Below are 21,516 nucleotides of genomic sequence, written 5' to 3' on the forward strand. Positions count from 1 at the left end.
AAGTATTTTTTACTGCACAAATGTATTGTAATGGATTTTTAAACTTAAATAAGTGTGTTTTTTAAGTAAAATGATTTGTAAATGGCAATTTTTACAGTAATTTGTGTGGAATTAAATATCGCAATTGAATTCGGACAGTAAAAAAAACTATGGAAAATTTAGACAACATCGATTTACAGATATTAAAACACTTGCAAGAGAACTCCAATATCAACACAAAAGAGCTAGCCAGCAAATTATTCTTAACGGTTACGCCAGTTTATGAACGCATCAAAAGACTGGAGCGAGAGGGTTATATTATGAAATATGTGGCCTTGTTGGATAAAAAAAAACTCAATCTTGGGATGACGGTTTTTTGCAATGTCCGGCTCAAAGAGCACACTAAAAACGTGGGAAGTAATTTTGTAAAAGACATCGTGGCACTTCCGGAAATCATCGAATGCTACAACATTGCGGGCGATTATGATTTTATGCTGAAAATTTTGGTCGAAGATATGTCCAGTTATCAGGATTTTGTAATGAATAAATTATCCACTATCGAAAACATTGGCAATACCCAAAGTATTTTTGTGATGGGTGAGATTAAGTATAGTACGGAACTGAGTTTTTAAAAAAGTTGTTTGTTACAAACAATCAAGCCGTTTTCGTGTGGAAAAAGTCATAAAATAAAACGTATTTTTGGTTTTTTAAATCTAAAATCATCATTCGTTAATCTTCAATCAAAAATCAATATGAACTGGGAACAACTATTGTCTTTAAAACGCCTGGGCGACAAAGGGAAACGATTGCGAATTGAACAAGATGACACCCGATTGGGTTTCGAAGTGGATTATGATCGAATTATATTCTCGTCGGCTTTCAGGAGTTTACAAGACAAAACACAAGTTATCCCGTTATCGAAAACCGATTTTGTGCACACCCGTTTGACGCACAGTTTGGAGGTTTCGGTGGTTGGGCGTTCGCTTGGTCGCTTGGTAGGAAAGAAAATCATCGAAAAATATCCGCATTTAAAAGAAGTACATGGTTTTCAACCGAATGATTTTGGGGCAATTGTTGCTGCTGCATCATTAGCGCATGATATTGGAAATCCACCATTTGGTCATTCGGGAGAGAAAGCCATAGGAGAGTATTTTTCGAATGGGAAAGGACAAATATTTAAAGAGCATTTAACGGCTAAACAATGGCAGGATTTAATTGATTTTGAAGGCAATGCCAATGGTTTTGCTGTTTTGTCAAGTTCTCGCCCAGGTGTTATGGGAGGAGTTCGACTAACCTATGCAACTCTTGGTGCTTTTATGAAATATCCCAAAGAGAGCTTGCCTAAAAAACCAACTAGAAATATCTCAGATAAAAAATACGGTTTCTTTCAATCCGATAAAGATTTTTTTACAGAAGTCGCCTTGGAATTAGGGTTAATCCCAAATAAATCAGGTGATGATATTGGTTTCGAAAGACATCCGCTGGCTTATCTTGTTGAAGCAGCAGATGATATTTGTTATACCATTATTGATTTTGAAGACGGAATCAATTTAGGTTTGGTTTCCGAAGATTTTGCCTTGGAATATTTAATCAAATTGGTTAAAGACAGCATTGATTCCATAAAATACAACAGCTTAACCACTAAAGAAGACCGAATCAGTTATTTGAGAGCTTTGGCAATTGGTAGTCTAATCAATGATGCTGTGAAGGTTTTTATTGCCAATGAAGAATTAATTTTAGAAGGAAAATTTCCTTTTGCATTAATGGATAAAAGCAAGTACAAGGCACAAATGGATGATATCATCAAAATTAGTATTGATAATATTTACCAAAGCAGAGAAGTTATTGAAAAAGAATTGGTGGGTTATCAAATTATACAAACCTTACTCGATAGATTTATTACGGCATACGACAATAAATTCAACGCAACCGCTTCTAATTATGACCAATTAATCCTGAAATTAATGCCAGAGAAACATCATTTAGAAAAAGATAATCTTTATGATCGATTGTTGCATATATGCCATTATGTTTCGTTACTTACTGATGGAAATGCGCTGGAATTGTATGAAACCATAAATGGAACAAAAAAACGATAATGGATTAAAATGCATAAGTTAATCCCACGCCTAAAACTTGTTTTATTTGGGTTTTTGGGCCTTCAGTAACTTGTACTCCGGCTACTTCAGTCTTATTTTTGATATCGTCATCATAAATAATTCTGGCACCTATATTCGCTCTCACATATTGATTTACCACTAAATTAAGTGCTAAGTCACAGTCTACATCGACATTTCCAAATTTGTTGATGTAATCAGAATAAAGACTCACATTGCTTACAAAGGTTATGTTTTTGTAAATTTCACTCTTATAATGATTTGTGACTAAAATACCAACTTCATTTTTAGATCTTTTTCCTTTTTGAAGCACATTTCCGTCTTCATCATAAATGGCTTTTTCGACACCAAAAGATCCTTTATCCGCCAGAGTTTCATCCCATACCAAAGTTGCTTTGTACGTTAGCGGAGATGCGTAAAAAACTAAATCTTTCTTTTTCTTGCTATACTCAGCTCCAGTTCCTAAAAACATGTAAGCAGGGGCAAATAGTCTGGATATAGGATTGCTTTTGTCTGGATATTTGTAACCATTTGTTAACTGAGTATTAAAGTTTAGTTTTCCAGAATGATACCAGTTACTTTTTGGGTCTCTTCGATATCCAAAAGTGGAGTCGAATCTAAAAGCATCGTCTGTTTTACGGACTTCTATTCCGTCTTGTTTGTTCATTCCGTATCTAATACTGAGTTCATTAACCCATTTGGTGTACTTTCTCTCGTAGGTTCTGTTAAAATCGCCTTTGAGTAATCCAGAAATAGAACTGGTTCCCCCCGCGCTCCAGTTGACAAATGCAATTTCTGAAATATCAAATCCTAGCATGTTTTTTCCTTTCCAATGAGAATAATGTGCCTCTATTTTTTCTATTTCAGGAATAGCAACTATTCTAGCAAGAGTATATTTTAGTTTTTGTGGGGCTGGTTTTCGATAAAAATTATCATTTAATACAGACACAAGAATTTTTTTTACAGAATCTTTTACAACGGTATCGTTCACCACGAGAACAGCAACTTTTTTTGGGTTTGTATTTTTCAATTTAGGAATAGTAGCCGTCCTTACAGAATCTTTTAAAATGGTATCATTTAATATCTGCGAAAAAATAGAGGTGCTTGATAAGAATATAAATACAATTATAATTTTGTTTAAGTCTTGTAGTTTCATTATTAAATTGAAATTTGGGTTGTGAAAATTACTAATTTATATAACTTAAAAAAAGTAACTTTAGTGTTTTAACGTCAATTCCACAACATTGTTGTAATTGATCTACAGTTCCTTGCTCAATAAATTTATCTGAAATCCCTATTGTTTTAATACTATTTTGATAATTGTTGTGAGCTGCAAATTCGAGAATTCCACTTCCAAAACCACCAATAACTGTGCCATCTTCTATTGTGATGATGTTTTTGAATTTTTTAAATATTTCATGTAATGTTTTTTCGTCCAATGGTTTAACAAAAGCAAAATCGTAATGTGCAATCTGACCTGAGTTTTCAATCTCTTCTAATGCTAAACTCACATTCTTCCCGATGGTTCCATTCGATAAAACAGCTAATTCTGAACCTTCTTTGAGGCAATTTGCTTCCCCGATAATAATTTTTTGATAGTTGCCAAAATGTACTTTTTTCCAATCAGCAATAATGCCTCGACCTCTTGGATACCGGATAGCAATAGGTAATTCTAAATCTAATTGGGCGGTGTATAATATGTTTTGCAACGCAATTTCATTGGCAGGAGCATATATAATTAGATTAGGAATGCAACGCAAATAAGCAATATCAAAAACACCATGATGAGTTGCTCCGTCTTCGCCAACTAATCCAGCTCTATCCAAACAAAAAATGACAGGTAGTTTTTGCAAAGCCACATCATGAATGACCTGATCATAGGCTCTTTGTAAAAAAGTAGAGTAAATATTGCAATAAACAATTAAGCCTTGAGTTGCCATTCCAGCGGCTAAGGTTACAGCATGTTGTTCAGCAATGCCTACATCAAAGGCACGATCTGGTAAGGCGTCCATCATAAATTTTAGCGAACTCCCTGTAGGCATGGCGGGAGTGATTCCAACTATTTTTTTGTTTTTTTGTGCCAAATCTAAAATGGTTAAACCAAAAACATCCTGGTATTTCGGAGGCAAATTTTCTTCTAATTTGGGAATAATTTCGCCAGTTGTTGCATCAAATTTTCCAGGAGCATGATATTGAACTTGATTTTCTTCGGCTTGTTGTAATCCTTTTCCTTTCTTGGTAATTACGTGAAGAAATTTAGGTCCTTTTATTTTGTGTAAACGCTTTAGTTCCTTGATGACGGCAAAAATATCGTTTCCGTCAATAGGTCCTGAATAATTAAAATTCAAGGATTTTATCATATTATTTTGCCTCGGATTTTTGCCTTCTTTTACAGCAGTAAGATAGTTTTTGAGAGCACCAACGCTCGGGTCAATCCCGATGGCATTATCGTTAAGAATAACTAATAAATTAGCATTAGTAACTCCGGCATGATTCAAACCCTCAAAAGCCATTCCTGAAGCTATCGATGCATCACCAATTACTGCAATATGTTGTTTTTCGAAATTACCATTAATATTAGACGCAATTGCCATTCCCAAAGCTGCCGAAATAGAAGTAGAGGAGTGGCCTACGCCAAAGGCATCATAAATACTTTCGCTTCTTTTTGGAAAGCCAGAAATACCGTCCAGTTGGCGATTAGTATGAAAGTTTTCTCTTCGGCCAGTGAGTATTTTATGTCCGTAAGCTTGATGACCTACGTCCCAAATTAATGCGTCCTCGGGTGTGTTAAACACATAATGCAAAGCAATGGTTAATTCGATAACTCCTAAACTAGCGCCCAAATGTCCTTCTTTTACCGAAACAATATCAATAATAAAGTTGCGTAATTCCTGCGCTACTTGAGGAAGTTGGGCTTCGTCAAGTTGGCGTAAATCGGCTGGGTAATTTATGTTGGAAAGCAAATTTTCTGGCATAAGGCAAATGTACGAATTGAATGCTGTATTTTTGCTGAATGGAAAACATTTTCACCGACGAATATTTTATGAAAAAGGCTTTGCAAGAAGCGGAAATGGCTTTTGAAAAGGGCGAAATTCCCGTAGGAGCTGTAATTGTGGTGAATAACATCATCATTGCACGAAGTCATAATTTAACCGAAATGTTGAATGATGTTACGGCTCATGCAGAAATGCAATCCATAACGGCTGCGGCTAATTATTTGGGCGGAAAATACCTTAAAGATTGTACCTTATATGTCACTTTAGAACCTTGCCAAATGTGTGCTGGTGCTTTATACTGGAGCCAAATTTCTAAAATTGTTTTTGGAGCCCGAGATGAGCAACGCGGATTTCTTAGTATGGGAGCAAAATTGCATCCAAAAACTACTGTTGTTTCCGGAGTTATGGCAAATGAAGCGGCCGATTTGATGAAACGTTTTTTTGTTTCTAGGAGGAAGTAGTTTGTCTTTTTTTATTACTCAAATTCTACTACGTCATATATTGGCAGACAAATAGAATATCTTTGACAAATAAATCAAAATCATTATGTCAAAACTAATCTATTTTAAGAGGTATTTATACATCATAGACCGTTTAAGAAGTCGTCCCAGTAATTTTACAGAGTTACAGGAATATGTAATCAGAAAACTCGAAAACGAAGATATTAACACTGATTTTGAATATGCCATTCGCACTTTTGAACGGGATAAAAAAGATATTCAGGCTCTTTTTGGTATAAAAATCGAATATCAACGTAAGGATAAAATTTATTTTATAGATGAAGAAGATATTGAAGATCAATCGGTAACCCGAATGATTGATGCTTTCTCCGTTCATCAGGCTTTACAGGACGGTAATAAATTATCACCAAGTGTTTTTCTGGAAAAAAGAAAATCACTCGGAACAGAGCATATTCACGGCATTATTTACGCTATTCAAAACTTATACTTTTTAAAATTCACTCATAAAAAACATTGGGAAGAAGATTTTACCCAACGCGAAGTAAAACCCATTGCCGTAAAAGAATCTCAAGGCAGATGGTATCTGGTAGCTTGGGACAAAAAAGACGAACGCATAAAAACCTTTGGATTGGATCGAATTTCCGACTTGAAAATTACAGATACCAAGTTCAAACCGATTTCCTATAACGTTGAAAAAGAGTATCAACACGCTTTTGGTGTGGAAACGTATTCGCCTGTACAGAGAATTGTTTTAGAATTTTCGTGGCAGCAAGGTAATTATATTAAGAGTTTTCCATTGCACGAATCTCAGCAAGTTTTAAAAGAAAATGGTAAAGTTGTTTTAATAGAAATTCATATTCATACGACCAATGATATCGTTATGGAACTCTTAAAATACGGTTCGAATGTAAAAGTGATAGCACCTGTAAACCTTCAAAATGTAATAAAAACTAGGATTTTAGAAATGACAAAAATGTACCAATAACTATGGAAAAAGAAGAATTTGTGCGTTTGTTTTCAAAACGATTAGATAAATTAGAAAGTACTTTTAAGGAGAAATTGCCTGATGGGATAGATGATAGGACAACAGTATCTATTCCGTTAGGTTTTATGAATCGATTAGTAATTGATGGCAGATTATATAAGATAGAAATTTCAGGAATGAATATTACAAATTATAAAGAAGAGCAATTTAATTTATGAATTCATTCACCGCTATAGATTTTGAAACCGCAACGGCTTACAGGAACAGTATTTGCCAAGTTGGATTAGTTCAAGTAGCAAACGGAATCATAACCAAAGAAATCAATCTTTTGGTTCAACCACCAGATAATTACTATTGGAATAAGTTTACTGATATTCACGGTATCTCAGCCAAAGACACCAAAAACGCACCTACCTTCGACCAAATTTGGCATCAAATCGTTCCGTATATCGAAAACCAAAACGTGGTAGCTCATAATGGTTTTAGCTTTGATTTTCCTGTTCTGGGTAAAACGCTAGAATATTACGGATTGCAATTTCCTGAATATAGTAAGTTTTGTACCTATAAGATTTATAAGTCTAATTTGGCTAACTTGTGCGAAAAATTTGAAATAGAATTAAATCATCACGATGCTTTGAGTGATGCTCAGGCTTGTGGGGAGTTATTTAAAAAGCATTTAAAACAGTAAGAAATATGGAAGTATTAGAAATTAATCAAAAAACATTGAAGAGTTACTCGTTAGAAGAAATATCAAAGTGGCAACAAGAAGTAACAGGCGAAAGGTCAAAAATATTTTTGCCATCATTACAAAGAGGTTTTGTTTGGAAACCAAGTCAGATTGAAGCTTTATGGGATTCAATTTTTAGGGGATATCCAATAGGAGCAATATTAATGTCAATTGATTATGAAGATAATCGAAATTTATTAGATGGACAACAACGTTGTACTTCTATAGCTTTAGGGCATTTTGATCCTTTTAAAGATAATTTGAAAGAATATTTATCTGTCAAATCATATAAGCCCAGTGTCTGGATTGATTTAGCTCCAGAGCAACAGGTAATCGGTCAGAAATTTATTTTTAGATGTCTGACTCAGTCTCATCCGTGGGGGTATCAATTAAATGATAGTAATAATACTTTGTCGATGTCAGAAAGGCGAAAATCAATGGATTATTTTAAATCAAAGTCAGAAAAAAATGTAGAGCGATATACTGATTTAACGTCTGATTTAATAAATCCATGGGATGCTTATTACCCAATTCCGTTGTCTTTTATACTTAGTATTGAAGTTCAAAATGAAGTTGAATTTAGAAATGTATTGTTTCAAAAAACAGGGAAACTTAAAATTAAAACAAAACATTCTAATAATGAATTTGTAAATTTTAGTAAAATATCAGACTCTCAATTTAGCTTGATTTATGAGGGATTTTTAAATTATAAAAAATTATTAATTCCTGAAATTACTGTTGAATCAAAAGTACTTAAAGAAGATGATGAAACACTCAAATCCGAAAGTGAAGATCCAACACTATTTGTTCGATTAAATTCAGCAGGAACAAGAATATCAGGAGAAGAATTAAATTATTCGATTTATAAGGCTTGTTTTCCAAAGGTAAAAGATTTAGTTGAGAAAATTGGAGCATCTTATTTAGCTCCAAGTAAAGTAATTTCTTTATTTTCAAGGCTATCTGCTTGCGAACAAAATAATTTTTCGCAATATCAAAAAGAGTTTTCCATTCAAAATTTCAAGAAGAAAATAAGTGATGATAATTTCAAAGATATTCTTCAGAATAATATCGAAACTGAGGCAACTACTTTAATAGAAAATGCAATCATTATTTTAAAAAAACAGGACGATGATTTTCCTGTAATTTTGCTCAAACAAATAATTGTTTCTAATACTGACTTATTTTTTATTCTATTAACTTATATAAAAAAGCTAGGTTTTCAAAATTTGAGTGATTCAGAAAAGAAAGATATTGCTTCAAGTTATGTTTATATTTTATGGTTTTGTAAGGACAATAAGAAAATTGCTAGTGCTTTATTTGTAATTCTTTTCAATAATGCAAATGTGATTTCTTGGAAAAAAGCTCTCGAAATTTTAGTTGAAGAAAACAAAATATTGCCAATTGTAAATCCTTCATTTATTAGATCTAATCTTGAAAATATTGTAATTAAAAACAAGATTAATTATAATGATTTTGATAGAATAATTAGCGATAAATTATTTTGTGACGATATTGAAACTTTCCTCAATCAATGTGATGAAGAAAATATTGTGAATAAAAACTGGAATATGTTAATTCATAAAATTTATCATAATAAATCCCTTTTGTTATATGCACAAAAAGGATATATGAATTCAAAATTTAAAGAATTCAGCCAATTTGAAAGTATTGATGACACTAATCGACCATGGGATTGGGATCATATTTATCCTCACAGTTGGGTTTATAATAAAGAAGGAATAAATCAAAGGGTAAAAAAATGGGTAAATTGTATTGGTAATTTTAGAGCATTGTCATATGATGATAATCGTAGTGAAAATAATCACTTATCACCAAAAGATCGTTTTGAAAATGATAATAAAAAAGAAGAAAGTTTTGTTAATTCAGATATTCAATATTGGAATGAAATAGACCACACCTTTAGAAGAATAAAACAAGAAGAAGATGAAAAAGTAACTGTTCTTTTGAATGCAGTTATAAGTAGAATGGTAAATATTTATGAAAACTTATTTGAAAATTATTTTGAGTTTTAATAATTATACAACAAACCTAAAACGACGCACTCCTCTAGTGTGTCGTTTTAGGTTTGTAACATTCTGAAAATCAATGTTTATTAAACTATGCAATGTATTAATTCATTATTTTTGAAATTCTGAAAAATGGGAGAAAAATATAATTTCGGCTAAAATCGGATTTTAACTGTCGTATTTTGGCAGAGGTTCTGTCTAAATTTGATGTATAATAATTATAAATCAAATAAAATGTCACAAATGATTACCAAAGACGGAGAATTGATTAGAATATCTCCTAAAAAGAGCACTACTATCGAATATTCGACCACATCGGGCAGATCTTGGCACACTAGAAGTTCCAGTACTTCTTATGGCGAATTTTATGACTTAACAGATGCTGGAAAAGAACTTTTAGCCAATACATCAAAAGGTCTTTATTATTCTACCTCTAATGGTAGAAGCTGGCATAAACGAGGGTAAAAATTAGGAGGTTTTCGAACCTCCTTTTTTAATGAATTTAATATAAACAATCAAAACAACTTAAATTCTCAAATTACAATCAATTTGCAATTCTTATCGATACCTTTGGAAGCAAAAAAAAGTTGCTATTTGATTACTTGAATGGTTACTATAAATTTTATTAATTAGCATGAAAAAAAGTTTGCTTTCACTCGCATTGGGTGGTTTGACAATAGGGATTACCGAGTTTGTGATGATGGGAATATTACCTGATATTGCTAAAAATTTAGAGATTAGTATCCCCGTTGCGGGTCATTTAATTTCTGCTTATGCACTTGGAGTGGTCATTGGTGCGCCATTGTTGGTAATTATCACTAGAAATTATCCTCCTAAAAAAACGCTTTTGATTCTCGCCATGATGATTACTGCTTTTAATTCACTTTCAATTATTGCGCCTAATTATGAGTTTTTGTTTGCGGTTCGATTGCTTTCGGGATTGCCTCATGGTGCTTTTTTTGGAGTGGGAGCAGTAGTTGCTAGCCGCCTTGCGGATAAAGGAAAAGAAGCGCAAGCCATATCAGTTATGTTTGCGGGTTTGACTATTGCTAATCTGGTAGGAGTGCCCATTGGAACTTACATTGGACATCATTTTTCATGGCGTTATACTTTTATAATCATTGCTATTGTCGGGAGTTTAACAGTGGCTTCGCTTTATTTTTGGATGCCAAATGTGGAATCGAAAGCCAAAGAAGCTATGAAGACACAATTGCTCTTTTTTAAGAAAGTAGAAGCTTGGTTGGTTATTTTGATTACCGCTATTGGTGCAGGAGGTTTGTTCTGCTGGATAAGTTATATTGCTCCATTACTTACCGATATTTCTGGTTTTGATGGTGGGGATGTTCCATATATTATGATGCTGGCTGGTTTAGGAATGGTATTGGGGAATTTTATTGGAGGAAAATTAGCTGATCGTTATTCTGCCGAAAAGACTATTATTGTTTTACTCTCGGTTATGGCTCTCGATTTGTTATTGGTGTTTTTCTTTTCCTCTAATCCTTATGTGAGTTTAGCATTAGTGTTCTCTACTGGTTGTATTTCTTTTGCTGTTGCGGCTCCTATTCAAACCTTGATGATACAAACTGCGGTAGGTGCTGAGATGCTTGCTTCGGCGGCTATACAAGCTGCTTTTAATACAGGAAATGCTTTGGGAGCTTTCCTTGGCGGCTTGCCTTTAATTGCTGGATTTAGTTATGCTTCTCCTAATTTGGTTGGAGTAACAATGTCAATTTTTGGAGTTCTTTTTACAATAGTTTTTTTACTAAGAAAGCGACGTGTATTAAAGTTGCAAAGAATTTAAAATTTTAATTCAAAATATTTGAGAAAATGCGTTTCGAAAGATTAGCGGTTTTTTTTTTGATTCTAATAGCATGGAGAACTTCTTGAAATTTCATAAAAACAAAATCCCAGATGAAAGCAGTATTCTTTTTCTGGATTTTTGCCAGAAAAAGATATAGCGACCCGCTGGGAAAAGGGCCAAAATCAATTACTCCACTTTAATAATCACAGGAAGAATAAATTGGGTTTTTACAGGAATCCCTTGTTTGAGAGCTGGATTTACTTTTGGGAAATCAACTAATCGGGCGTGTAAAATACTATCTATTTTAATAGTGTCGTATGCAACAGAATCCTTAGGAAACTGTGGCTCAAATTTCATCTTCGAATTTGGGAAAACAGTTACTTTTACCTCGATTGTATCAAGTTCTGGATACAAAATAGAAAGAGTGTCTACTTGTAGTTTCTCCTGTATAAGCTGTGTTAAAAGATTGAAAAAACATTGTTGACGCTCTGTTTTGTCAGCTAACTTATCACAATCTATAAAGGAAGGATATTCGTCGACCTCTTTCCAGTTAATGGCTTTCAATTCCTTTTGCAATAATTCTTTCTCTGACGGCACTTGTTTTTCGAAGTATTGACAGGAAGTGAATAGGGTGAGGAATAATAAAAAGTAATAGTGCTTCAAGGCTGTGTTTTTGAATTCGACCAATATTTTATAAAAATACAATTATTTTTTTTGTGATGCTTTAGAAAGCAAATAATCTTCATAATTTTCAGAAAACCATACTTCCTTGTTTTTTTCGGCTGTTTCTTTTTCTTCGGGGTATAGAGCAGCTAATCGATCGGAAAAAGCTGCAATTTTTATAGTGTAATTATAAAACTCTTCTCTTGATAAAATAAAATCTGCTTTTGTTTTTTTCTGGGCAAACTCAAAAAAAAGATCTTTAAAATCCTTCATAGAAAAATTCATTACTTTTTTCTTGTTTGCTTGATAAATTTGCTCTTTCATAGCGGTATCCTCATTTTTTTTCGTTTCACTTTGAGCAAAAGAGAAATTTGAAAAAAGGAGGATAAAAAAGGAAAGGATTATTTTTTTCATTTTGAGCGGGAATAAATGTTTATCTTTAATTTTCAAAATTAGTAAAAATTAATTTATGGATATTTTACTTCTGATAGTCGGGTTAATGTTTATGTTTATTGGGGTTTTAGGTAGTTTTTTGCCTGTGTTGCCTGGTATTAGTTTGTGTTGGTTGGGGTTAGTTATGCTTTATTTTACAAATGCAATTCCAGTTAATTATTGGGTTTTAGGAATAACATTGTTAGTGGTTATTGTTTTTTCTATTGCCAATTATATTTTACCGGCCAAAGGGACTCAGCGATTTGGTGGTAGTAAGGCTGGGATTTGGGGAACAAATATTGGGCTTGTTGTTGGGTTATTGGCTCCAATTCCATTCGGTTTTATAATTGGTCCTTTTGTAGGCGCCTTAGTTGGTGAATTGTTTTTCGATACTAAAAATGCACAACAAGCGTTAAAAGCCGCTACTGGTTCCGTTTTAGGGATTTTAGCCTCTAGTTTTATTCAATTTATGCTTTGTGTAATTTATTTTGGAATATTTATTTCAATTATTTGGGAGTATAAAACGCTTCTTTTTTGATTAGAATTCTGAATCGCTTTTAAAATTTTGTCTCGTTCTAGAAATAATTTATATAAAAAAATCCTTTCCGTTAGAAAGGCTTCTTGTAAATTTGTCTCGTTCTTGAAACGAGAGGACTCGAAGCTATCTTGTTCCAAAGATGAGAATTGTGGATCAACGCTAAATGTTGTTGAGAAACATAAATACCATACGCTCTAATTATTTTTTACCGCAGAGAGCACAAAGAATTTAAGTTAAGAATGCTTCTAAAAGCACAAAGTTCGCAAAGCTAAGTCAATTGAAAGCTTTGCGAACTTTGTCTTTTTATAAAAACTAAGGGTAAAAAACTTAGCGCTCTCTGCGGTAATTTTTTTCTAACTCTACAACTTTTCGAATTGATCCACAATTCTCAAACAAATACCAGTAGAACCAAAATAAAAAAGCCTTTCTGTTACGAAAGGCTTCTTGCAAATTTGCGGTCTGGACGGGACTCGAACCCGCGACCCCATGCGTGACAGGCATGTATTCTAACCAACTGAACTACCAAACCTCTGCTTTATTGCGAGTGCAAATATACGATATAATTTACTTTAAAAACAAGAAGAATTTTAAAAAGTATTTTTATAATAAAAACGTCTTTAAATCAAAAAAGCCATTCACATTTAAGTGAAAAGCTTTTCATTGGTCTAACTACTAAACCGAGATCAGCTAACTAGGCTGATCTAACAACACAACTAGCTTTAGATACCGTATAGTGGAAAAAAAAGCCTTTCTGTTACGAAAGGCTTTCCCAATATTAGCGGTCTGGACGGGACTCGAACCCGCGACCCCATGCGTGACAGGCATGTATTCTAACCAACTGAACTACCAAACCTCTGCTTTATTGCGGTGGCAAAGATACAATAGATTTCTGTTTACACAAGTATTTTTGCTAAAAATAATAATATTTTTTTTGATGTATTATCCAAAGTTTTGTTTTTCAGTTAAATAGGTAAGGATGATTTTTCCAAAATCTTCTCTTACGTTTACAGGAACATACTTGATTTTATTTTGAGCACAACTCAAAGCCAATTTTTTAAAGTATATTGCTACTTGTTTTTCATATGCTGACTTTACATTCTCGGCAAAAACTGAGATTTCTTCAGCGGTTTCTATGTCAATAAATTTTCGGGGTGCATTGTCAAAATCAAAATTGAATTCGGTTTTTCCATCAAAAACATGGAACAAAACCACCTTATGTTTGTTGTGTTTTAGATGTTGTAAGGCATTCAATAATTGTTCTTCATCACCCGTTTGGAACATATCGCTAAACAAAACAATCATCGACCGACGGTGAATTTTCTCGGCTATTTGATACAAATAAGTAATAGTATCGGTGCTTTTCTTAACTACGGGTTCTTTTAATAAGTTCTCTAGAGCATTTAATACCATTCTGTGATGTCTGTCGCTGCCTTTTTCGGGGGCGTAGTACTCATAAGTATCCGAAAACACACTTAGTCCCACGGCATCTCTTTGCTTCTTTAAAAGATTCATTAAAACAGCCGAAGCCAAAACCGAGAATCCGATCTTGTTTTCGTAGAAATTTTGATTTCCTTTCAGTTTAGGAAAGTGCATTGACGAAGAGTTATCAATAATAATATGACAACGAAGGTTGGTTTCTTCTTCAAATTGTTTGGTATACAACCGATCCGTTTTTGCAAAGAGCTTCCAGTCGATGTGCTTGGTGCTTTCGCCCACATTATACACTTTATGTTCGGCAAATTCAGCCGAAAACCCATGAAACGGACTTTTATGCATACCCGAAATAAAGCCTTCCACAACTTGGTTAGCCAACAATTCCAGATGTTGAAAACTCGATATCTTGTCTATTTGCGATTCTATCTTCATCTCTCAAATGTATTTAAAAAATTTAAAAATGAAATGATTGAAATATTAAAATATTACATATCGGAATCGAATGTCAAAATAAATTCGGTTTAAACCAAAAAAAAAGGCTTGACTTTCGCCAAACCTTTTTCTCATATAAATCATAATCTTACGATTACAACAAAGCGTCTAAACTATCTGCGTAGGTTTGTTTCGGAGCAACTCCTACTTGTTTTCCTACGACTTCTCCGTTATGAAAAACCAATACTGTAGGTATGTTTCTCACTCCGTATTTTGCAGCAAATTCCTGGTTTGCATCCACGTCAACTTTCCCTACCACAACTTTTCCGTCGTATTCCGTACTCAATTCGTCAATGATTGGTCCAACCATTCTACAAGGTCCACACCATGCTGCCCAAAAATCTACCATTACTGGTTTATCTGATTTCAATACTATTTCTTCAAAAGTAGCGTCTGTTATTGCTAATGCCATATCTCTTTTATTTAAAGTTTATAAATTTAAAGTCTTTAATTCCTTAAACACTATGCAAATTTAGAAATTAAAAACCAACAAAACACCATACCAAAATTAGTTTTGGCTATTAATGTATTGTTAATTATTATTAGTAGCTATTCCTGCTGTCCGCTATATCTTTTATCCTGAACTTGTTTCAGGATCCTGAAACAAGTTCAGGATAAAAGGATGCCGCTTCCATCAGGGCTAGGGGTGTAGCGGTTTAATTCAACTTAAAATTCACCTGCATTTTCTCTAATTCCTGCAACAATTCAGTCGAAATTTTAATTTTCAACCTTCTGCTTGCCATACTCAGTTTAGTTACTACTTTTACTTCTTCTACCTCAGTAACCTGAACGGTTTTGTTTTCGGATATTTCCGAAGCTTCCAGATCTTCATTTTCGTCTTCAAAAACTACTTCTTCATTTTCTTCAAGTACAGCGGTTGTTTCTATTAGTTTCTTGATTTTTTCTATTTCCATCACTTCAAAAGTCACCTGATTGTCTCCTTTATTTGCATTAAAAAGATGGCTTAGCTTATGAATAAATTCTGGTTGTAAATCTTTTATGTTCAACAATACAATCAGTCTTTTTGCCATGGCTTCTAAAACATCCTGCAATTGTTTTAATTCTATAAATTGCATTCTTGGATCTCCTTTTTTTCCAGTATCCTGATTCATCCAGCCTTCTTTTACGGTTATTTTCATAAAAGTAAAATTGTTCTGTATCAAGAAATGACGGAATTTAAGGTATTCTTCTCCAAAAATTCGGAACTCAAAACTTTCATCATAACCTTCAAGCGAAAACATTGCCCAACCCTTACCATTCTTAGCCACACGATGCTGAACGTTATTGATAATTCCGCCAAAAGTGAGTGTTTTGCCCACATAAGCTTCTAAGGTTTTTAGCGCTTCCAGCTTCGCATTACAGAAATATTTCATTTCAAACCTAAAATCATCCAGCGGATGCCCCGAGATGTAAATTCCAACTACTTCTTTCTCTTTGGCTAATTTTTCCATCGTGCTCCAGTCTTCACAAGGCGGAACAACAGGTTCTGCAATTTGTACTTCGCTGGCTTCGCCAAACAAACTCACCTGAGATGAATTTTCGTTTTCCTGGAATTTAGAACCATAACGAATGGCTTTTTCATAAAAAGTAATTCCGTCGCCTTCATCATGAAAATATTGCGCTCTGCTTGTTCCTTCAAAAGCATCAAAACCACCAGCCAAAGCTAGGTTTTCAATTGCTTTTTTGTTGGCTGCACGCAAATCAATTCGCTTAGCCAAATCAAAAATCGATTTGTATTTTCCGTTTTTTCTATTTTCAACAATGGTTGCCACGGCTCCAGAACCTACACCTTTGATGGCGCCCATTCCAAAACGTACCGCATACTCATCGTTTACCGTAAATTTGTAAAAAGATTCATTTACACAAGGTCCTAAAACCTGTAATCCCATTCGTTTGCATTCTTCCATAAAGAACGAAACTTGCTTGATATCGTTCATGTTATTCGAAAGTACCGCTGCCATATATTCAGCCGGATAATGCGCTTTCAAATAAGCAGTTTGGTAGGCAATCCAGGCGTAGCATGTAGAGTGCGATTTGTTGAAGGCATAACTTGCAAAGGCTTCCCAGTCTTTCCAGATTTTCTCCAGAATTTTTGCATCATGTCCTTTTGCCGAAGCTTGTTCGACAAATTTAGGTTTCATTTTATCCAGTACGTCCTTTTGTTTCTTACCCATCGCCTTACGTAAAACGTCGGCTTCACCTTTAGTAAATCCGGCTAACGATTGGGACAAAAGCATTACCTGCTCTTGGTAAACTGTAATTCCGTAAGTTTCTCCTAAATATTCTTCACAAGCGTCTAAGTCGTATTTGATTTCCTCTTCGCCGTTTTTTCTTCGAACGAAAGAAGGAATGTATTCCAAAGGTCCCGGACGGTACAAGGCATTCATGGCAATTAAATCTCCAAAAACCGTTGGCTTCAGATCCTTCATGTATTTTTGCATTCCGGGCGACTCATATTGGAATATCCCTACTGTTTCTCCACGTTGGAACAGTTCATACGTTTTAACATCGTCAATAGGAAAAGTGTCTGGATCTAATTCGATTCCAGTACGGTATTTTACCAGTTTTACGGTGTCTTTTATTAAAGTTAGGGTCTTTAAACCCAAGAAATCCATTTTTAGTAATCCTGCACTCTCCGCAACCGAGTTATCAAACTGAGTTACATATAAATCAGAATCTTTGGCAGTAGTTACCGGAACATAATTGGTAATATCCGAAGGCGTAATAATTACTCCACAGGCATGAATTCCCGTGTTTCGCATCGAACCTTCCAGGATTTTTGCCTGCTGAATGGTTTCTCCGGCCAAATCACTTTCATTGGCAATGGCGATTAATTGTTTTACAAGTTCAAATTCATCTGCTCCTTTTAATGCTTTTTTAACTTCATCTTCCGATTCAGAAAGGAAACGAGCAAGATTCCATTTACCAGGCATCATTGCTGGAATCAACTTCGCAATTCTGTCGGCTTCAAATAACGGTAAATCCAGTACACGTGCTGTATCACGAATCGCCGATTTGGTTGCCATTTTACCATAAGTGATAATTTGAGCCACCTGATTGGAACCGTATTTTTTGATTACGTAATCCATCACGCGACCACGACCTTCATCGTCAAAATCGATATCAATATCGGGCATGGACACACGATCAGGATTCAGGAAACGCTCAAAAAGCAAATCGTATTTAATAGGGTCAATATTGGTAATTCCTAAACAGTAGGCAACTGCAGAACCCGCAGCCGAACCACGACCAGGTCCAACCGAAACATCCATTTCCCGGGCTTTCGCAATGAAATCCTGCACAATGAGGAAATAACCTGGATAACCGGAATTCGAAATTGTCAATAATTCAAAATCCAAACGCTCCTGAATGGATGCTGTAATTTCGCCGTATCTTTTAGTTGCACCTACCATAGTTAAGTGCCTCAAATAAGCATTTTCACCTCGAACGCCTCCATCAGCGGCATCTTCGGCAACAACAAATTCTTCTGGAATATCATATTTTGGAAGTAAAACGTCTCGGTAAAGTGAGTATATTTCGACCTTATCTACAATTTCCTGGATATTGATAATGGCTTCGGGCAAATCAGAAAAGAGTTTTTTCATTTCCTCTTCCGACTTGTAATAATATTCCTGATTTGGTAATCCGTAGCGATAGCCACGACCGCGTCCAATAGGCGTTGCCTGTTTTTCACCGTCTTTTACACACAATAAAATGTCGTGAGCATTGGCGTCTTCCTTATTTACATAATACGTATTGTTGGTTGCAATTAATTTTACTTGGTGTTTTTGTGCAAACTCAATCAATGTTTTGTTTACCCTGTTTTCGTCTTCCTGATTGTGGCGCATGATTTCGAGATAAAAATCATCTTGAAATTGCTCTTTCCACCAAATCAAGGCTTCTTCGGCCTGGTTCTCACCAATATTTAGAATTTTACTCGGAATTTCTCCGTATAAATTTCCAGACAAAACCATAATGTCTTCTTTGTACTTTTCGACAATATTTTTGTCAATTCTGGGTACATAATAAAACCCATTTATGTAGGCTATAGAGGCCATTTTGGCCAAGTTATGGTAGCCTTTTTTGTTTTTTGCCAATAAAACGACTTGGTAGCCATTGTCTTTTTTGGTTTTATCCAAATGGTTTTCACAAATATTAAATTCGCAGCCTACAATGGGTTTGATTTCGGTTTCTGTTGGTTCCTCGCCACTTTCCAATAAGGCTTTATTTTTAGCAGAAGCACCTTTGTTGTGATTCATTACTGCGCTCACAAAATGAAACGCTCCCATCATATTTCCAGTGTCAGTCATTGCAACTGCTGGAAATTTGTTTTTTGCGGTAGTGGCTACAAGTGGGCCAATACCAATGGTAGATTGTAAAACCGAAAACTGTGTATGATTGTGTAAATGGGAAAACTTTGCTGCTGAAAACCCTTCTTTATCGGCTGCTGAAATCGTAGTTTGCGAAACATTTGGTTCCGTTTTTTGAAGTTGGTGACGAATTTTATCCGAAGCCGCTTTTAAATTGATATGTTTTAATCCGATGAGCTGAATTTCTCTCGGATTTTTATTTTGAAAATCTTGAAAATAAGAAGCAGGAACATCCAGTTCTTCTTTGGTAAAAACTTCTTTTCTGATTAATTCTAGAAAACAACGTGTGGTTGCCTCCACATCGGCAGTGGCATTATGCGCTTCCGAAAAAGGAACAGCGAATAAATATTCGTGTAATTCTGTTAAGGTTGGTAACTTGAATTTTCCACCACGACCTCCGGGTAATTTTAATAAACTTGCGGTAACTTCGGTACAAGTATCTAAAACTGGCATCGAAGCCATTGGCGATTCGACTCCCATTCGATGCAACTCAGCTCCCATGATGTTAATATCAAAACCTAAATTCTGACCTACAATAAATTTGGCTTTGCCTAATGCCATGTTGAATTTTTCTAAAACTTCATTTAGAGGAATTCCTTCGGCTTGTGCTAATTCGGTCGAAATTCCGTGAATACGTTCGGCATCATACGGAATATTAAATCCATCGGGTTGCACTAAATAATCCTGATGTTCGATGAGATTTCCCATGTCATCGTGCAACTGCCAGGCGATTTGAATACATCGTGGCCAGTTAGCCGTGTCTGTAATAGGCGCGTCCCAACGCTTAGGTAATCCAGTAGTTTCGGTATCAAATATTAAGTACATAGCTGTAAATGAAGGAATTGAATTTTTGTAAAATCAAAAAATGTGAATACCAAATTTAGCTATTTTTTAGAGGAAAAAGAAGGGAAGTTATGAACAAATAATAATTAAAAAACACAAAATAAACAAAAAAGGATCTAAATTAAGCTTCAAAAAAAGACTTAAAAACCAATACATCACTCAACCAACCTATTAAACTTCTCAATCATAGCATTACCTTTTTCTGTTTCTCCTATTTTTATTAATGCTATACCAAATCGATAATAACACACCGGTTCTACATCACTTGTCATAGTTAATAATTCTTTATACCACTTTGCAGCTTTTTCCATCTCATTTTTAAAATAATAGCCGTTAGCCATTTCTTTAAACATGTAAACTGACTTGTATCCTTTTTGAGCTACTCTTTCATAAACATCAGTAACATTTATAGAAACATAATTTTCTTTTTTAGATTCTGTTTGAACAGTAGCAATGGACTGATTCTCCTCTTTAGTTGAGCTTTCTATTGGGGACAACTTCTTTTCAAGTTTTAAACTATCAAGAAGCACTGGTTTTTTAGTATCTTTTCTAACTTCAACAAAATCCGTTACAGGCTCCTTTTTAACTATTTTTTCAACCTCAAACGAGTTTTTCATTCCTTCAACCTGCTCTCCTTTTTGTCTATTAGTTAAATTATTTATAACTAATGAAAATTGATTTGTTTTTGGGCTATTATGAATTTTATCCTTTTTAGTATTATTTTTAACTTGGGCAAAATCTACAAGTTTTTCCTTTTTTCTTATATCCAGTTTTAAACCATCAGTTTCTAAAGGATACTTTTTTATTTTAATATTGCTTCTTGAATCTTGTTTTGTCAAATTATCTATAGCTAATGCCAGTGAAATTTCATCCATTTGGGGATTTTCAGGAATTTCTATATTTTTATTATCAATTTTAATTTCAACAAGATTGGTTGATTCTTGATTTTTTTGCACACTCTCATTCAAGTTCTTAGTTTCTACATAATAACTCTTTTTACTATAATTTTCATCTTTATAAATAGGTGTAATAATTCGAATATTGTCAGGGCCCAAATTAACTTTGCTAATAAGACTTAAATTTGACAAGGTATATCGGGTAGTAGTTCCTCCAAAGGTCATCTTTACAATCTCTTCAACTTTATAATAGAGAACATTTTTAGTTTCTACATTGCTATAGCTTTTGTTGGCTTGACTATAGCTGTGAAAAGAATATAGCATACTCAAAGTTGTTAATAGTACTAGTGTAATGTTTTTTTTCATGATTATACTGTCAAAGTATTTTTATGCTTTTAACTTTTGTAGGTACTATTATTTGAGGGTTTTTGAGGCTGTATCGAACGAGTGAAAAATTAGATTGATTTTAGGGAAAAACAACTAATAATCAGTATTGTAAAAATTAAATACAATTTAAAGTACAAAGATAGTTCTCTTCTAAAAGAAATGAAAATAAATTACAGTTTAATCTGTCTATAATTATTTTTTAAATTAAATGTTAAGTACTATTAGTGAGCTGTTTTTTTGGTGTAAACGATAAATAAAGACTTATTGAAGTCAACTTTCTTATTTTTTGGTTGTCGTAATATTTTATCAAAATAAACCCCTAAAGAAAAACGAATACTTATTGGTTTTTTTGAAATAAAACTACATTT

General features: G+C 34.0%; 18 protein-coding genes and 2 tRNA genes. 10 read left to right on the top strand and 10 right to left on the bottom strand.

Annotated elements, in window-relative coordinates; translation table 11 throughout:
- Positions 1-149: 149 nt before the first annotated feature.
- Together AAGV28_RS12180 and AAGV28_RS12185 are read left to right on the top strand one after the other, a co-directional pair.
- On the top strand, positions 150-611 hold the full coding sequence (locus AAGV28_RS12180; protein ID WP_373407082.1) for an Lrp/AsnC family transcriptional regulator: 462 nt from the start codon (positions 150-152) through the stop codon (positions 609-611).
- A 120-nt stretch (positions 612-731) separates the two neighbouring features.
- Entirely contained in the window at positions 732-2,078 is a 1,347-nt protein-coding gene (locus AAGV28_RS12185) for a deoxyguanosinetriphosphate triphosphohydrolase (RefSeq protein ID WP_373407083.1), read from the top strand.
- A gap of 4 nt (positions 2,079-2,082) precedes the next feature.
- Here the strand turns inward: AAGV28_RS12185 and AAGV28_RS12190 are convergent, their stop codons facing one another.
- Together AAGV28_RS12190 and AAGV28_RS12195 are read right to left on the bottom strand one after the other, a co-directional pair.
- Complete coding sequence (locus AAGV28_RS12190) at positions 2,083-3,252, bottom strand: DUF3078 domain-containing protein (protein WP_373407084.1); 1,170 nt, start codon at positions 3,250-3,252, stop codon at positions 2,083-2,085.
- 31 nt (positions 3,253-3,283) lie between these two features.
- Positions 3,284-5,071, bottom strand: coding sequence for a 1-deoxy-D-xylulose-5-phosphate synthase (locus tag AAGV28_RS12195; protein WP_373407085.1), 1,788 nt, complete (start codon positions 5,069-5,071; stop codon positions 3,284-3,286).
- Between the two features lie 38 nt (positions 5,072-5,109).
- On the opposite strand from AAGV28_RS12195, the gene AAGV28_RS12200 reads away from it, so the two are divergent.
- The 7 genes from AAGV28_RS12200 (at position 5,110) to AAGV28_RS12230 (ending at position 11,093) form a co-directional block, all read left to right on the top strand.
- Positions 5,110-5,553, top strand: coding sequence for a nucleoside deaminase (locus AAGV28_RS12200; protein ID WP_373407086.1), 444 nt, complete (start codon positions 5,110-5,112; stop codon positions 5,551-5,553).
- A gap of 85 nt (positions 5,554-5,638) precedes the next feature.
- Positions 5,639-6,538, top strand: a complete 900-nt coding sequence (locus AAGV28_RS12205; protein WP_373407087.1) for a helix-turn-helix transcriptional regulator — start codon at positions 5,639-5,641, stop codon at positions 6,536-6,538.
- 2 nt (positions 6,539-6,540) lie between these two features.
- On the top strand, positions 6,541-6,756 hold the full coding sequence (locus AAGV28_RS12210; protein WP_373407088.1) for a hypothetical protein: 216 nt from the start codon (positions 6,541-6,543) through the stop codon (positions 6,754-6,756).
- Complete coding sequence (locus AAGV28_RS12215; protein ID WP_373407089.1) at positions 6,753-7,226, top strand: 3'-5' exonuclease; 474 nt, start codon at positions 6,753-6,755, stop codon at positions 7,224-7,226. Before AAGV28_RS12210 ends, AAGV28_RS12215 begins: the two co-directional genes overlap by 4 nt.
- Positions 7,227-7,231: 5 nt before the next feature.
- Positions 7,232-9,298 carry a DUF262 domain-containing protein gene (locus AAGV28_RS12220; protein ID WP_373407090.1) on the top strand — a complete coding sequence of 689 codons (2,067 nt, stop codon included), beginning with the start codon at positions 7,232-7,234 and terminating at the stop codon, positions 9,296-9,298.
- A 228-nt stretch (positions 9,299-9,526) separates the two neighbouring features.
- Positions 9,527-9,757 (top strand): hypothetical protein, encoded by a 231-nt coding sequence (locus AAGV28_RS12225; RefSeq protein WP_373407091.1) that lies wholly within the window; start codon positions 9,527-9,529, stop codon positions 9,755-9,757.
- A gap of 169 nt (positions 9,758-9,926) precedes the next feature.
- The gene (locus AAGV28_RS12230; protein ID WP_373407092.1) at positions 9,927-11,093 is read left to right on the top strand and encodes an MFS transporter; all 1,167 of its coding nucleotides are present in this window, start codon (positions 9,927-9,929) and stop codon (positions 11,091-11,093) included.
- 186 nt (positions 11,094-11,279) lie between these two features.
- Here the strand turns inward: AAGV28_RS12230 and AAGV28_RS12235 are convergent, their stop codons facing one another.
- Positions 11,280-11,756 carry a hypothetical protein gene (locus AAGV28_RS12235; protein WP_373407093.1) on the bottom strand — a complete coding sequence of 159 codons (477 nt, stop codon included), beginning with the start codon at positions 11,754-11,756 and terminating at the stop codon, positions 11,280-11,282.
- Positions 11,757-11,798: 42 nt separating this feature from the next.
- On the bottom strand, positions 11,799-12,206 hold the full coding sequence (locus AAGV28_RS12240) for a hypothetical protein (protein ID WP_373407094.1): 408 nt from the start codon (positions 12,204-12,206) through the stop codon (positions 11,799-11,801).
- Positions 12,207-12,225: 19 nt separating this feature from the next.
- On the opposite strand from AAGV28_RS12240, the gene AAGV28_RS12245 reads away from it, so the two are divergent.
- Positions 12,226-12,726, top strand: coding sequence for a DUF456 domain-containing protein (locus AAGV28_RS12245; protein WP_373407095.1), 501 nt, complete (start codon positions 12,226-12,228; stop codon positions 12,724-12,726).
- A gap of 455 nt (positions 12,727-13,181) precedes the next feature.
- Here the strand turns inward: AAGV28_RS12245 and AAGV28_RS12250 are convergent.
- The 6 genes from AAGV28_RS12250 to AAGV28_RS12275 all read right to left on the bottom strand — a co-directional run bounded on the left by AAGV28_RS12250 (position 13,182) and on the right by AAGV28_RS12275 (position 21,127).
- Positions 13,182-13,255: transfer RNA gene (locus AAGV28_RS12250), tRNA-Asp, on the bottom strand.
- 250 nt (positions 13,256-13,505) lie between these two features.
- Positions 13,506-13,579: transfer RNA gene (locus AAGV28_RS12255), tRNA-Asp, on the bottom strand.
- 86 nt (positions 13,580-13,665) lie between these two features.
- Positions 13,666-14,592 carry a DUF58 domain-containing protein gene (locus AAGV28_RS12260; protein ID WP_373407096.1) on the bottom strand — a complete coding sequence of 309 codons (927 nt, stop codon included), beginning with the start codon at positions 14,590-14,592 and terminating at the stop codon, positions 13,666-13,668.
- Between the two features lie 154 nt (positions 14,593-14,746).
- Positions 14,747-15,064 (bottom strand): thioredoxin, encoded by a 318-nt coding sequence (gene trxA / locus AAGV28_RS12265; RefSeq protein ID WP_373390186.1) that lies wholly within the window; start codon positions 15,062-15,064, stop codon positions 14,747-14,749.
- Positions 15,065-15,308: 244 nt separating this feature from the next.
- The gene (dnaE, locus tag AAGV28_RS12270) at positions 15,309-19,847 is read right to left on the bottom strand and encodes a DNA polymerase III subunit alpha (protein ID WP_373407097.1); all 4,539 of its coding nucleotides are present in this window, start codon (positions 19,845-19,847) and stop codon (positions 15,309-15,311) included.
- Between the two features lie 173 nt (positions 19,848-20,020).
- Positions 20,021-21,127: a hypothetical protein gene (locus AAGV28_RS12275; RefSeq protein ID WP_373407098.1), complete on the bottom strand. Its 1,107-nt coding sequence runs from the start codon at positions 21,125-21,127 to the stop codon at positions 20,021-20,023.
- Positions 21,128-21,516: the final 389 nt, after the last annotated feature.

Source organism: Flavobacterium zubiriense (assembly GCF_041729725.1).
Taxonomy (GTDB): domain Bacteria; phylum Bacteroidota; class Bacteroidia; order Flavobacteriales; family Flavobacteriaceae; genus Flavobacterium; species Flavobacterium zubiriense.